The sequence below is a fragment of the Ruegeria sp. AP12 genome, assembly GCF_056540025.1.
Window position 1 is genome coordinate 1 of sequence record NZ_JBQFVZ010000240.1, and the last position, 645, is coordinate 645.

The following is a 645-nucleotide window of genomic DNA, read 5'->3' on the forward strand; positions in this document are numbered from 1 at the left end:
GCTGGGCTGAGGTCGCGTTCAGCTAAACCGAACCTTACCGATGAACGGCAGGTTGCGATTGCGCTGCGCGTAGTCGATTCCGTAGCCCACGACGAATTCGTCAGGGATCTCGAACCCGATCCAATCTGAACGAAAATCAACCTCACGCCGGCTGGGTTTGTCCAATAGGGCAATGGACTTCAGCCGCTTCGGCTTGCGACTGCGTAGCAGGTTGGTGACGTGGTTCAGCGTGTGGCCTGTGTCGACGATATCTTCGACGACCAGCACATCGCGACCCTCAATTGCGCCGCGCAAGTCTTTGAGAATACGAACTTCTCGGCTGCTCTCCATCGCGTCACCGTAAGAGGAAGCCTCAAGAAAATCCACCTCGATCGGAAGGTCCAACTCGCGCACAAGATCAGCGATGAACACGAAAGAGCCGCGCAGCAGGCCGACGACCACCAGCTTGTCAGTATTGCCGAATTCTTCGGTAATTTCGCGGCAAAGCTCTTCGATTCTGGCTGCAATTGCCTTGGCCGAGATCATCTCATCTATCACATAAGCGCGGTCAGTCATCGCAGCCCCCTTGATCTTTGGCGCGCAACATACGACATGACGCGCCATTGTCACCTTCTAATGCCGGATTGCCATGCCTATCCACTCGGA

Annotated in this window: 1 protein-coding gene; it reads right to left on the reverse strand. The window is 55.5% G+C overall.

The window, feature by feature from the left end; genetic code table 11:
• Positions 1-18 precede the first annotated feature (18 nt).
• Positions 19-555 (reverse strand): hypoxanthine phosphoribosyltransferase, encoded by a 537-nt coding sequence (gene hpt / locus ACR0E6_RS22510; RefSeq protein ID WP_480565520.1) that lies wholly within the window; start codon positions 553-555, stop codon positions 19-21.
• Between the last annotated feature and the right edge of the window lie 90 nt (positions 556-645).

What these genes read in the sequence shown, in the direction of transcription:
- hpt (WP_480565520.1), bottom strand. Translation starts at nt 555, where the DNA reads ATGACTGACCGCGCTTATGTGATAGATGAGATGATCTCGGCCAAGGCA.